Origin of the sequence: Polaribacter sp., from assembly GCF_049276715.1 — a bacterium.
Classification (GTDB): domain Bacteria; phylum Bacteroidota; class Bacteroidia; order Flavobacteriales; family Flavobacteriaceae; genus Polaribacter.
Genome location: NZ_JBASWY010000029.1, coordinates 21,006 through 33,857 on the forward strand (window position 1 = coordinate 21,006; position 12,852 = coordinate 33,857).

The 12,852-nt window shown below is 28.8% G+C and carries 13 protein-coding genes; 5 read left to right on the forward strand and 8 right to left on the reverse strand.

What is annotated here, in order from left to right; genetic code table 11:
* Window positions 1–32 precede the first annotated feature (32 nt).
* A complete protein-coding gene (locus WAO74_RS08570; protein WP_422161226.1) occupies window positions 33–854 on the reverse strand; it encodes a hypothetical protein in 822 nt (273 codons plus the stop codon).
* Window positions 841–1,401, reverse strand: coding sequence for an RNA polymerase sigma factor (locus WAO74_RS08575; protein ID WP_422161227.1), 561 nt, complete (start codon window positions 1,399–1,401; stop codon window positions 841–843). Before WAO74_RS08575 ends, WAO74_RS08570 begins: the two co-directional genes overlap by 14 nt.
* 141 nt (window positions 1,402–1,542) lie before the next feature.
* Between WAO74_RS08575 and WAO74_RS08580 the strand changes: the two genes are divergently transcribed.
* On the forward strand, window positions 1,543–3,183 hold the full coding sequence (locus WAO74_RS08580; protein ID WP_422161229.1) for a carboxypeptidase-like regulatory domain-containing protein: 1,641 nt from the start codon (window positions 1,543–1,545) through the stop codon (window positions 3,181–3,183).
* Between the two features lie 89 nt (window positions 3,184–3,272).
* Here WAO74_RS08580 and WAO74_RS08585 read toward each other — a convergent pair whose 3' ends face one another.
* From WAO74_RS08585 to priA, 3 genes are all read right to left on the reverse strand, one after another.
* Window positions 3,273–3,509 carry a DUF2442 domain-containing protein gene (locus WAO74_RS08585; protein WP_422161231.1) on the reverse strand — a complete coding sequence of 79 codons (237 nt, stop codon included), beginning with the start codon at window positions 3,507–3,509 and terminating at the stop codon, window positions 3,273–3,275.
* The gene (locus tag WAO74_RS08590; RefSeq protein ID WP_422161233.1) at window positions 3,487–3,726 is read right to left on the reverse strand and encodes a DUF4160 domain-containing protein; all 240 of its coding nucleotides are present in this window, start codon (window positions 3,724–3,726) and stop codon (window positions 3,487–3,489) included. Before WAO74_RS08590 ends, WAO74_RS08585 begins: the two co-directional genes overlap by 23 nt.
* A 75-nt stretch (window positions 3,727–3,801) precedes the next feature.
* A complete protein-coding gene (gene priA, locus WAO74_RS08595) occupies window positions 3,802–6,222 on the reverse strand; it encodes a replication restart helicase PriA (protein ID WP_422161299.1) in 2,421 nt (806 codons plus the stop codon).
* 142 nt (window positions 6,223–6,364) lie between these two features.
* Here priA and WAO74_RS08600 point away from each other — a divergent pair, with 142 nt between their 5' ends.
* From WAO74_RS08600 to WAO74_RS08615, 4 genes are all read left to right on the forward strand, one after another.
* Window positions 6,365–7,255, forward strand: a complete 891-nt coding sequence (locus tag WAO74_RS08600) for an alpha/beta hydrolase (protein ID WP_422161235.1) — start codon at window positions 6,365–6,367, stop codon at window positions 7,253–7,255.
* A gap of 21 nt (window positions 7,256–7,276) precedes the next feature.
* Window positions 7,277–8,140 carry an alpha/beta fold hydrolase gene (locus WAO74_RS08605; RefSeq protein ID WP_422161237.1) on the forward strand — a complete coding sequence of 288 codons (864 nt, stop codon included), beginning with the start codon at window positions 7,277–7,279 and terminating at the stop codon, window positions 8,138–8,140.
* A gap of 70 nt (window positions 8,141–8,210) precedes the next feature.
* On the forward strand, window positions 8,211–9,062 hold the full coding sequence (locus WAO74_RS08610; protein WP_422161239.1) for an alpha/beta fold hydrolase: 852 nt from the start codon (window positions 8,211–8,213) through the stop codon (window positions 9,060–9,062).
* 94 nt (window positions 9,063–9,156) lie between these two features.
* On the forward strand, window positions 9,157–10,251 hold the full coding sequence (locus WAO74_RS08615) for a polysaccharide lyase family 7 protein (RefSeq protein WP_422161241.1): 1,095 nt from the start codon (window positions 9,157–9,159) through the stop codon (window positions 10,249–10,251).
* On the opposite strand, the gene WAO74_RS08620 is transcribed toward WAO74_RS08615, so the two are convergent.
* The 3 genes from WAO74_RS08620 to WAO74_RS08630 are packed head-to-tail and all read right to left on the reverse strand — an operon-like array spanning window position 10,248 to window position 12,748.
* Entirely contained in the window at window positions 10,248–10,466 is a 219-nt protein-coding gene (locus WAO74_RS08620) for a VF530 family DNA-binding protein (RefSeq protein WP_422161243.1), read from the reverse strand. The genes WAO74_RS08615 and WAO74_RS08620 overlap by 4 nt on opposite strands.
* Window positions 10,467–11,126, reverse strand: a complete 660-nt coding sequence (locus WAO74_RS08625; RefSeq protein WP_422161245.1) for an NAD(P)H-binding protein — start codon at window positions 11,124–11,126, stop codon at window positions 10,467–10,469.
* Window positions 11,126–12,748 (reverse strand): aminopeptidase P N-terminal domain-containing protein, encoded by a 1,623-nt coding sequence (locus WAO74_RS08630; protein WP_422161247.1) that lies wholly within the window; start codon window positions 12,746–12,748, stop codon window positions 11,126–11,128. The genes WAO74_RS08625 and WAO74_RS08630 overlap by 1 nt, the downstream gene beginning before the upstream one ends.
* Window positions 12,749–12,852 lie beyond the last annotated feature (104 nt).

Here is a 12,852-nt window from a genome sequence, read left to right on the forward strand (position 1 = left end):
TTTTTGTTTTTTTTAGAATTGATTATTTCGTTTTAATCATTTCTACTGGCAATTGCAGATGCAATATCGGTTACTCTTCTTTTTAACGATTTCATAAAATTATTCTGAAAATCATCATCATTTATAGTACGCTCTACTTCTGCTAAAATAGTTTCTGGATTTATTTTTAAATTCGATTTTTTGAGCTCACTTTTAATCGTTTTTAAAATATCTTCTCTATTCAAATTGTATTTTGCGTAATATTCTTTTACCTCTTTTGGTGTGTGAGTTACAGCATACAATAAATCATCCGAATTTATTTTTATGCTACTATTTGGGTTTTGTTGTAAGGTTCTTTTTTCTATTTCTTTATTCTGATTTTTAGTGAGAGAATTCCCTATTTCAGTAGAAATAACTTCCTTTTTTTCTTCCACTTTTGCAATGGCCATTTTCTCTTTTTTAATCGGTTTTTCAATTTTAGTTTTAGAATTTTCTTTTGCTGAAATTCCTTTTTTTGCAGCTTCTTTTTGATGCTCTACTTCTACTCCATTTTTCTGAACTAAAGCTTCTTGAACTGGAATTTCATTTTTAAATTTCTCTATTTTTTTATCAATAATAGTGGTATCAATAGGTGTAATAACAATTTCTTCTTTTGGTGGAATTTCTTGTGATTCTTCAGAAAATAGTTGAATTCCTATAGAAACCAATAGTAAAATACTTGCTGCTGCTCCTATATAAAAAAACCAACCGATTTTCTTTTGTTTTGGTTGTTCGCCTAATTGCACAGACAAACGTTCCCAAGCAGAAGCTGATGGCTTAAAAGTTCTGTTTTCGAACTTCTCTTGTATGCTTTTATCTAATTTATTTGTCTCCATTACTAATTTTGTTCATTTTGTAATAATTCTGTTGCAACAATTTACGCGCTTTAAATAATTGCGATTTTGATGTACTTTCAGAAACTCCTAATTTCTCTGCAATTTCCGAATGCTTATAGCCTTCTATGGCATATAAATTAAACACCATTTTGTAACCTTCTGGCAATTGATCTATCAGTTTTTGAATGTCTTCTACAGAAGTATTTTCTAAACTTTCTGTTGCTGCATTATTAAAAACATATTCTTCATCAGATACATCAACCAAGATTTTTTTACGGAGATAAGAAATACAGGTGTTTACCATAATTCTTCTTATCCAACCTTCAAAACTTCCTTCGTGTTTGAACTTGTGTAAGTTTTTAAAAACCTTTAAAAACCCTTGCAATAGCAAATCTTCTGCATGATGTAAATCTTTTACATATTGCCTACATACACCCAACATTTTAGGAGAATGCTGCTCAAACAATTGCTGTTGTGCTTCTCTGTTGTTTACAATCGCTTTATTGATGAGCGATTTTTCTAGGTTATGCAATGGTATAATTTTCAAGCCTCTTGATTTGGTTTTGACTGCCTTACAAATATATAGACTACAAAAGTTTTAAAAAGGTTGCTTCAACCTTAATTTTTTTTAATCAAATAAAAAAATCTTGGTATAAAATTTGATATATTTAGGTAACTTATAACCACTATGAAAACTAAACTTACCTTATTTCTTCTATTAATTCCTATTTATATTTTATCACAAACAACTTTAGAATTAGAATTAAAATCCATTTCAGGTTTTATAAAACACAACAATAAAGCCTTAGAAAATGTAACTATTTTTGTCGAAAACACCACTAGATATTCTGTTTCTGATGCAAAAGGTTTTTATACTATAAAAGCAAAACCAGGCGAAATACTAAGTTATAGTTATGTAGGTTTTGAGACTCTAATTGTTTTACTCGAAGATGTTACAAATACTCTAAATATTGATTTAAAACCTGAAAGTATTCCAAAATCTCCCAATATTAAAAAAACACCAAAATTAGGTGAAAGTACTATTGGAGATGAAATACAAAACTTTTTAGCCTTAAAAATAGAGGTAGAAACACTAAATAAAGATGCTACTTCTTTAACCAGAGCTATTGAAGAAAAACTACCAAATGTACTTGTAAGATTGAACAAATATGGTGAAGAAGTTTTGTATATAAAAGGGAAAGAGTTTGATGGTTCTGCAATTTGGGAAATTGATAATTATCAATATGATATCCCTTTTCCTGTATACATCTCAGAAGTAAAAGAGCTTTTTATTTTAAATCAAAAAAATCAAAATCCAATTATTAAGGTAAAAACAACTATAGATTACAGCAAATTGAAAAATGTAAATTTTAATAACTATTATTTTACTGATGATGATTTTTATAGTAATGATGCCATTAAATATGATAAAATTAAAAAAGATATTCCTTTTTTAGATAAATATAAAGAGGTTTCAAATGCAACAGAGACTTTAGACTTATATACAAAAACTTATACAGAAGATAAGGCCAATACCAACTATCATCTAGATATATTTAATTTTTTTCAAGAAGAAAAATTAAGTAAATCTCTTTTAATTAAGATATTAGAAGATTATGAAGTTTTTGCAAACCAAAACTCAGAAGATCTAAAAGCAGTTGCCTATAAATATGAAGAATTAGGCCAATTGGAAAAAGCTATAGAAATTTACAAAAAAATTATTAAAATAAGACCTAACCATAGACAATCCTATAGAGATTTGGCAAATGTTTTTTTAGAACTAAAAAAATATAGAGATTTCTGGTTCACTTATAATTATTTTTTAAATAAAGGTTTTAAAATTGAAGACAATGATATTGGAGAAGTTATTACCTCTGAAATCATGGCTACTTATAACTTAGACCAAGAAAATGAAAGTAATAGTGTTCAAAAAATTAATATTAACGAGCCTAGTAAAAATATTGAAAGTGATGTGCGAATTGTAATAGAATGGAATAGTACAGAAGCTGAATTTGTGCTAGAATTTGTGAATCCAGATGCTGAAATTTTCCTTTTAGAGAATTCTTCAAATCATAATTTAGAATTAATTATGGATCAAAAAATAAAAGGTTATACTTCTAAAGAAATTTTTATAGAAGAATTGGCTAGTGGGAATTATTTATTGAATTTAACTTATTTAGGTAATAAGCAATACAAACCAACCCTATTTAAAATAACTACCTATTACAATTGGGGCAAACCCAACCAAACTAAAAATATGGATGTATTTGAGTTTACAACAGAAAATATAAAAGCACAACTTTTAAAATTGGATCGTAGAAAACTTTAATAAGCATCCACATCAATAATAAATCTTATGGGGCTAAAACTTAGTTTTGTTAGCGTAAATAGGTAATTTATAAAATTAAAATAGAAATTTTAATCTAACAAACGCTCAATAGAAATATCTTCGTCTAAATCTTTCCAATGAATACCTTCTCCATTTCCAATAAATCTCCAATTATTTAATTGTTCTTTTGTTGCATTTCTTAACGAAACAAACCATTCTAAAGGCACAGAGAGTTCTCTGCCATCTTCTAAAAAAACAGTCATTTTGTTTTGGTCAAAAACTACGTCTGTAGCAAATCTTGATTTATTGATTGTTAAAAAACTCATTCCATTTATTTGTAAATAATTCTCTGTTTTCTGAAACTAACTTACGTATTTCAGTTACTTCTGATGCCTTAAACCTTCTTGAATATACTAATTCTACAAATGGTTCTAAATTAAATTTAGCTGTTTTATTTTCTTTTTCAATATGAACATGAATAGGCAAATGATCATTTGCATAAAAGAAAAATCGAAAACCATTTAATTTTAAAATTGTTGGCACAACTCAAATGTAATCATTCTAAAATAAAAACACAAAATTTATTGTAAACTGATTTACAGAAAACTCAATTTTTTTTTAATAAGCATCCACATCAATAATAAAACGAATAGGTCTAAAATCTTTTACAGCTTCAAATGTATTTTTAATTTTAGAGACTTGATTTTTAGTGTTTGCTAAATTCTGTTTTGGAGGAATTTTAATCACCAAATTCTTAATGTACTGATTTCTAATTCTGGCAACTGCTGGCGCTGTTGGTCCTAAAACATGTTCTCCAAAAGAATTATAAAGCGCTTTAAAAAGCCAATTAACTCCAGAATCAACCTTATTGTAATCTCTGTGTTTTAAAGTAATTTTTATCAATCTGTAATAAGGAGGATATTTGTATTGCCAACGTTCTTGCAACTGTTCTTTATACATTTCTATATAATTTGTAGTAGAAACTTGTTGTAATATTTTGTGATAAGGATTGTATGTTTGAATGGCAACATTGCCTTGCTTTTTAGTTCTTCCTGCTCTCCCAGAAACTTGCACCATCATTTGATACGCTCTTTCATGGGCTCTAAAATCTGGGAAGTTTAGCATGGTATCTGCATTTAAAATACCTACTAAAGAAACATTATCAAAATCCAATCCTTTAGAAAGCATTTGTGTGCCTACTAAAACATCTATTTCTCTCGCTTCAAAAGCACCAATTATTTTCTGATATCCGAATTTTCCACGAGTGGTGTCTAAATCCATTCTTCCTATTTTATAATCAGGAAAAAACTCTTTAAGTTCTAACTCAATTTGCTCTGTTCCAAAACCTTTGGTATCTAAAGTATTACTTCCACAAGCTGCACAGCTATTGGGCATTGCTCTTTGATAATTGCAATAGTGACAACGTAATTCATTTCTAAATTTATGAAATGTTAAACTTACATCACAATTTGGACATTGAGGAGCAACTCCACAGGTTTTACATTCGACTACAGGCGAATATCCACGTCTGTTTTGAAATAAAATTACTTGTTCTTTTTCGTCTAAAGCTTCTTGAATTAATTGTAGCAATCGATCAGAAAAATGACCTTTCATTTCCTTTTTTCGTTGCTTTTCTTTTACATCAATAAGTTCAATTTTTGGCAATTGCACATTATTAAAACGTCTATTTAACTCAACAAAACCATATTTATTTTGTTGTGCATTAAAATAACTTTCTAAAGACGGAGTTGCAGAACCTAACAAAATTTTTGCATTGTGTAATTTGGCCAAAACTATGGCTGCATCTCTTGCATTGTATCTTGGTGAAGGCTCGAATTGTTTGTAGGAAGTTTCATGTTCTTCATCAACCACAATGAATCCTAAATTGGAAAAAGGTAAAAATATAGACGATCTTGCTCCTAAAATAATTTGTGCTTTTATTTTGTTTTCCAAAACGTTGTTCCACACCTCTACTCTTTCGTTCATAGAATATTTAGAATGAAACACAGAAATCTGATTTCCAAAATAAAATTGTAAACGAACAATTATCTGAGTTGTTAATGCTATTTCTGGTAATAAGAATAAAACTTGCTTGCCTTCATCTAAAACCTCTTGAATTAGCTTTGTATAGACTTCTGTTTTACCAGAACTTGTAATTCCGTGTAAAAGTGTTACGTCTTTTTCTTTAAACGTCTCTTTAATTTCAAAAAGTGCTTTTTCTTGAAACTCATTTAAAACCTTTAAATCATTTGTATCTCCTTTAAAATTAATTCGATCTGTCTGAATTTCATAAAACTCAAAGATATTTTTATCTACCAAAGATTTTAAAATTGATGATGAAACATCTGCCTTTTCTTCTAAATCTTTTGCTTTTATTGGTTTTTTTGTTGATGATAACTGGAAAAAAGTTAACACTGCGTCTCTTTGTTTTTTGGCTCTCGAAAGTTCTTCTAGTAAAGAATTAAGGGCATCATCAGAATTGTAATGAGGTTGTAAACGAATATATTTTACCAATTTAGGTTTGTACTGTTCGTAAATTTCTTCTTTAATGTAAATAGCAGATTTTTTTATCAACTCATTTACAATAGGCATTACTTTTTTTTGTCCTAAAATAGCTGCAACTTGATGAATCGTTAATTGAGATTGATGCTGTAAAGCTTCAAAAATTAAAAACTCATCATCGCCTAAAATATCTTCGTTTTGGAAAGCTTCGTTCTTATAAAGAATCGTTTCACTTTCCAATAAAAAAGCAGATGGTAAAGCAGCTCTATAAACATCTCCCAAAGCACACATATAGTAATTTGCAAGCCATTGCCAATGCATTAACTGGTGTTCATTAACCAAAGGGGTTTCATCTAATATTTGATGAATTTCTTTCGCTTCATATAAGGTTGGTGCATTTTTATGAATATTAAAAACCAAACCTGTATACATTTTAGATTTACCAAAAGAAACAGCAACTCGCATACCTTTTTGCAAGAAATTGGCTTCGTCTTCAGTTACAAAGTACGTAAACGTTTTCTTGATGGGAATAGGCAGTATAACATCTATATAATTGATAATCAATGTGTTTTTAACAGTGGGAATAAAATATTTTGAAGTAAAATAAATAAAAAACAAAATTAAAAAAAAATCGTATATTTATGCACATTTATATATTTTATATTTAACCCCCAAATATATGACCGCACAAAATTGGAAAGAACTAGGGAAATTTATCAGCATTTACAATAACGATATTTTTGTTATTGATAAAGGAAATTCAAAAGAAACTATAGTAATATTAAATGGTTTCCCAACATCAACCTATGATTATCATAAAATTATAGATGAGTTAACTGAAAACTACAGAGTTATTATTCATGATCATCTTGGTTTTGGTTTTTCCGCAAGACCTAAAGGCTTACAATATTCTATAATAGACCAAGCAGATATTGCACTTAGACTATGGTCTGAACTAGGTTTAAAGGAAGTTACAATTTTGGCTCAAGATTCTGGGAATTCTGTTGCTAAAGAAATTTTAGCACGTAAAAACAATAATCTAACTCCAATAAAAATAAATGAAATTATTTTAACCAGTAGTGGAAAAAGATTAGAGCATATACAAATGTCTAACATTTCTATAATTCTAAATAATAATAAAATAGGACAATACATCTCTATATTAAAAAATAAAGGACTCAAAAAAATTGAAAATTTATATACTACAGATAAACAAGAACTAGAGATTGATCAGGATGATTTAAATGAAGAATTTAATCATGATGCTGAAGTAAGAAAAATTCAAATTACAAGTAATTATATAAAAGACAGTTATGTCTATTTTCATAGATGGACAGAGGGTTTAAAAGACTCTAAAATTCCTATTAGAATCTATTGGCAAAAAAGTGACCCAATTTCTATGAAAGAAATAGCAATTGTTTTAGCTTCAGAGAAAATAAATAAGAATATAGAATGGATTGAAAATTCTAGTCATTTCTCAATAATAGAATCTCCTAAAAGTTGGTTACATTTAGTTTTTGATCATAATGGAAGTAATAATAAAAGATCAAAATACGCTGCATTCTTTTAGAACTATAAATTTTATTTGTTTATGAACTCACAAGAATGGGAAAATAAAGGCTTTTATATTAAAGCGTTTAATAAAGAGGTATTTGTAATTGATGCAGGAAATAATAAAACAAATACCCTTTTAATGCTTCATGATTATGCAACATCTTCATTTGATTATTACAAAACTCTAGAGAAATTATCTAAACATTATAGAGTTGTATTAATAGACTTAATTGGTTTTGGAAATTCAGATAAACCACTGGATGAATATTTTACCATAATACAACAAACAGATATTGTTTTAGAAACAATAAAAATATTGCAAATTAAAAAGCTTACTTTATTTGGCCATGGTTATGGTGCACACATATTAAATGAAATAATTGTAAGAAAAAATTTAGAACAAATAGAACTATCTATTGAAAAATTTATTTTCTGTAATTTGCATATGAAAATAAATCCAGCTAAAATCACATTTTCTCAACTTAAAACGTTTATACAAATCCAAAAAATGCCCATAGCCATGCTAAGTTCTGTTGGTATTTATAAGAAAAAAATAAAAGAATTGTTTTTTAACTCAGAAAAAATATCTGATAATGAGTTAGAACAAATGTGGAATTTAATGCAAAAAAAATCTGGAAATCATGTAATTAATTATTTTAGTAATTACATCGAAGAAAGAAATACATTTTGGAATAGATGGTACAGAGCTTTAAGAAACTCTAAAATGGCAATTAAAATGATTTCATCTAAAGATTCTCCTATAGCTTTACCAGAAATGAGTGAAATTATATCAAATGAAATACCTGATAATAAAATTTTGTGGATTAATAATTCTGGACATTTTCCAATGTTAGAAAACCCAGAAGAATTGGTTGAATTAATTTTAAAAGACAGAAAGTAAAAATAGCATATTTAATTTTGAAAGGAAATAATAATTATAAAATCACTAAATTAGATAATAATCTGATTTTATGAATAGTTTAGACTGGAAAAATAAAGGAAAATTTATTACCGTTTTTAATAAAAATGTTTTTGTAATTGATGAAGGTAAATCTGATGAAACACTAGTTATTCTTCATGGTTACCCTACTTCATCCTTTGACTACTATAAGGTTCTACCAGAACTTTCTAAAAAATACAGAGTAATAATTCATGATCATTTGGGGTTTGGTTTTTCTGATAAACCCTTAGACTACTCCTACTCTTTAATTGAACAAGCAGATTTTGCCTTGCAGCTATGGAAACAATTAGGTGTACAAAACGTAACTTTATTAGCACACGATTATGGAACTTCTGTGGCTACAGAAATTTTGGCAAGACACAACAAACAACAAATTAATTTACAAATAAATACTCTTATTTTATGCAATGGATCTGTGCATATAGAATTCTCTAAACTACGCACCATTCAGAAATTATTAAAAAATAAGATTACTGGAAAATGGATTGCAAAATTGACCAATTTTAGTATTTTTAAGAAAAATATGCGCACTATTTATTTTGATAAAACCCAAGTTTCTGATGAAGAATTAAAAGAAATGTGGTTACAATTAGAAAATAATGAAGGCAGAAAAGTAATTCATCAATTAACAAATTACATAAACGAACGCTATTATTTTTGGGACAGATGGATTGGAGCTTTGCAAGAAACCCAAATTCCTACTAAAATTATTTGGGCAAAAAACGATCCCATTGCTGTTCCTAAAATTGCTGAATTATTGCACCAAGAAATACCCAATAACCAATTATTTTGGATAGAAAATTGTGGGCATTTTTTAATGTTAGAGAAACCAAAAGAATGGTCTGAGTTCATATTTAAATAAGCTAATAAAAAAAATGTTATATTTTGATATTTTGAATATAAAATTAGTAACTTAGTGCATGATATTAAACATCATACTAAAGACCCCCATTTTAATGCTTAAAATTAAAAAAAAAAGTAGATTAAAAACAATACTTTTTATTACAAGTATTTTTATCTTGGTAAGTAGTTGTACAAAAACTTCTAAAAAACCAGATGAAAAACAAAATTCAAAACCAGTTTATGCCAGCGATGTTACTCCTTTTTTTAATGATTGGAAATTAATTTTAGGTGATGGCTCTAATGTAGGGTTTGCAAATAATTTTGAACATAAAGATTTCTTTTACACTGTAAATGATGGTGAAAATAATTGGGTCGTTTACAAAGCGCCCAATGGAGGTAATACTCATGGAACATCAAACAATACTAGAACAGAATTAGCACAAGTTAAAAAATGGTATCCAGCAACTGCAGATGATCAATTAACGGCTACACTAAAAGTAATGAATGTGTCAAGTACTGGAGATGCCAGAGTTGCAGCTTCTTATGCTGTTGTTGTGGGTCAAATTCACAGTGCAGATGGTCATGAAAACGAGCCCTTAAAAATATTTTACAAGAAATTTCCAGGACATAAAAAAGGTTCTGTTTTTTGGCATTATGAAATAAATACTGCTGGTGATGACAATTCTGGAAGATGGGATTTTTCTACGGCAGTTTGGGGAAATGATTTTTCGGTTGTTGGAGAAACAGAAAACACCTATCCAGAAGAACCCAAAAATGGCATTGCCTTAGGTGAAGAATTTAGCTACGAAATTGTAGTTAAAAATGGTGTTATGATCTTAAAATTTACCAGTAAAAAGCATGAAACAAAACTATTTTCGAAAAACCTAATCGAATCAGAATATACTACAAAAGCAGACATTCCTCTGCAAACACAAGCTTTATTTGTGCCAATAGGACAAGATGGAGTTGAAAAGGAAAATGGGTATGCCAATGAAGGTTGCTTCTTTAAATTAGGTTCTTACAACCAAACCAATGGAAAATCGCCAGAAGTAAATAAAAATTGGTGTTCAGGAGCCGAAACACATAATGGAGATATTCAAAAACAATATGCAGATGGAAACTATGCAGAGGTTTGGTTTAAAACTGCAAGTATTGTAGTAAGTAAAAATGCTGTTTCTAATGAAGGTTATTTTACTAAAAACGATTAGGTCATATTTTTTAAATAAAACTGCTCTACTTTTTCTCTAGCCCAAGGTGTGGTTCTTAAAAATTTTAAACTCGATTTATAGGATGGGTCATTTTTAAAAGCATTAATATTTAAAGAATAACCCAATTCTTCCCAACCATATTTTAAATATAATTGTTCTAACATTGTAGCTAATTTAATGCCATGTAAAGGGTTATTTGGTTGTTCGTTGCTCATTTATGTGGTAGCTATTTCTTGAATTTCATCTGAACTGAAAATCGATTTATTGTTTGGTTTGTTAGCAAGTAGCATCATACAACTAGCTATTTTTTCTGGATCGATCATTTTATATTTTTTAAATCCACCAATTAAAAACGGATTTAAAATTGTCATCATTCCTTTTCCAATTCGCTCTCCTACTCTATTTTCATTTCGATTTCCACCAATTAAAGAGGGTCTTAAAATAATAGTGTTTTTAATGTTTTGTTGCAAAATAGCATGCTCCATTTCACCTTTTGTTCTGTTATAAAAAATAGCACTTTTTGCATCTGCTCCCATAGAAGATATTACAACAAACGTTTTAATTCCATTCTTTTTTGCCAATTTTGCTGCATTCACAGGAATTCCGTAATCAATGGCTTTATAGCTGTTTTTATCTTTTGTTTTGGCAGCAGTTGTACCAACGCAACAAAACACTTCATCTGCGATAAAGTCTTTTGAATGCTGGTCTAATTGTAATACATCTATTAAAAATTCTTGTATTTTCTCTGAATTTAAATCAACCTTATTTCTAGAAAATAATTTTATGCAACTATAGTTTTTATCTGCAATTAATTTTTTTAACAAAATGTTTCCTGTTAATCCTGTTGCTCCTAAAATAATGGCAGTTTTACCCATTATTTATCTAAATCTGGTAGCAGAAAATCGTCTAAAACAGAATTTTTTGCCATCATTTTTTCTATTTCTTCGGTAGTTCTTGGTGCTTCTCCAGATAAATTTACAGGACCATTTTTGGTAACTAAAATATCATCTTCAATTCTTATTCCAATTCCCCACCATTTTTTATCACAAGGACTTCCATCAGGAATGTAAATTCCAGGTTCCATGGTAACAATCATATTTTCTTCAAAATTACCATAATTTCCAGGATCGTGAACGTCTAAACCAATATGATGCGAAGTTCCATGAGGAAAATAATTATGTCTTTCATCCACAGATTTTATGATCCCCAGCTTGAATAAACCTTCGTTAATAATTTTTATGGCAACTTGTCTTGGAGCTTGCATACTGCCACCAATTGTGTACAAAGCAATACCAGCCTCTTGAGCATCGTAGACCAAATCGTAAATTTGTTTTTGTTCTTTGGTAAATTTTCCATTTGCAGGTATTGTTCGAGTTACATCTGCAGTAAAACCTCTGTACTCAGCACCTAAATCCATTAAAACCAAATTGTTACCAACTTTTGTTTGATTATTTTCTATATAATGCAAAATACAACCATTGTTTCCTGCGCCCACTATAGATGGATAACCTTCGTATTCTGCCCCATATTTTTTGTATACAAATTCATGAATTCCTTGCAACTCAGTTTCAGACATATGTGGTTTCATGGCTTTCATTACTTCTATTTGCCCAATAGCAGAAATACGAACAGCTTTTGTAATTAACTTTATTTCAGCTTCTGTTTTAATTTCACGCATGGTAGCTAAATTTCCAGGTAAAAAATTTAAATCGATATTCGTTTTTGGCTTTAAAGCCAATGATATTTTCTGTTGAAATTCTTTTTTTAAATCGTCTGTTTCAGCAGCTTTATAACCTTTAATTAACTCATCCTCTTTAATTTCTGATGAACGTTCTGCCAATCTATCAATAATACTAATTACGTTGGCACTGCTTTCTATAGGTGTTTCTGATATGTTATTGTAAACATATTCTTTCATTCTCGAAAGATACAAAGATGGGTCATAACCCGCTTTTTCTTTAAATGATTTCACCAAACTATACACATCTGCACCTCCTAAATTTCTATAATCATCGTTAAATTTCTCGATAAATACTTTATCATATTTTTTAAAATCAATGTTGTTTTCTAAAAACTGATCAGCATCCATAGCCATTTCAAAACCCAATTCTTTAGTAGCACCGAGAACTCCTAAACGTTTTCCATTCCATTGTTCTGCTCTTTCGTCTCTTTTTTGCACATATAAAATTTCGTTGTATGTGTTTCCTTTTTCATCAGTTTGATTTTCCGAAAACAACACTAAAACCCCATTTGGCTCTCTATAACCTGTTAAATAATAGAAATTAGGATCTTGATGAAACACATAATCGACATCATTGGCTCTATTTCTTAAAGGGTTTGCAAAAACCACAGCAACAGAATTTGCCGGCATTTTAGAACGCAACAAATCTCTTCTTTCTTTATGAAATTCTTTTGATAAATAATCAGTAGGTGTTTGAGAGATTCCTTTTAAACCAAGTGACAAAAAGAAAACAAGTATAATTTTAGAAATTTTCATAAGATAAATAATCAAAGTTTTACCAAATGTAATATTATTTCTTTTTTGATTGAAAATATTAACAAATTATTAGTGATTGATTATTGTATATTTTTCAATAATTT